The sequence below is a fragment of the Marinimicrobium sp. UBA4509 genome, assembly GCF_002388575.1.
GTDB classification, from domain to species: Bacteria; Pseudomonadota; Gammaproteobacteria; order Pseudomonadales; family Cellvibrionaceae; genus Marinimicrobium; species Marinimicrobium koreense.
This window is the reverse complement of sequence record NZ_DGMV01000037.1, coordinates 406-1,093: the sequence shown is the minus strand read 5'-3', so window position 1 is coordinate 1,093 and position 688 is coordinate 406. Positions and strand designations below refer to the sequence as shown.

The window sequence follows — 688 nt, the reverse complement described above, 5'->3', positions numbered from 1 at the left end:
CTGATGATCTTCGGCCAGGGCGCCATGCGCTGTCACCCTTACCTGTTCGATGAGCTTCAGGCCATTCAGGCTCCGGATCAGGAGCAGGGGCTGAAAGATTTCGACAAGCTTTTTATCCGGCACATGGGGCACCTGTTCAGCAACCTGTTGCGGGTCAAACTGTTTGGCATTACCCGCGCCCGATTCAGCGGGGTGCCGGAAAACGCCAACGAGTTCAGTCGCCGCTGGTACCAGCGCATCAATCTGTTGAGTGCCGGCCTCGCGGTCACCTCGGATATGGCTCTGGGCATTCTCGGTGGCGACCTGAAGCGCCGCGAGCTGCTGTCTGCCCGACTGGGTGATGTGCACAGCCAGCTGTTTATCGCCTGTGCCATTCTGAAGTTCCACTCCGCCCATGCCCGCACTGATGAGGAAGATGCGCACGCGGAGTACGCACTGCGTCACGCCCTCTACACCGCTCAGGAAGCGCTGTACGATTTCTATCGCAACTTCCCGAAGCGCACCATGGCCTGCGCCCTCAAGTGGATGGTATTCCCCCTCGGCCGGGTGCTCACCAAGCCCGACGACAACGCCATCCGCACGCTCGGCGGCTTGATCCTGGAAGACAACCCGGTGCGCAAAGCCTTCCGCCCGTTTGTGTACGAAAACGATAAGGCCGACGACCCCATTGGCCGGGTGGAAACCACCT

General features: G+C 60.6%; 1 protein-coding gene. It reads left to right on the top strand.

Translation table 11 applies throughout. The features are described from left to right. On the top strand, positions 1-688 hold a 688-nt coding region (locus tag B3520_RS05430), incomplete at both ends, for a DUF1974 domain-containing protein (protein WP_286875583.1).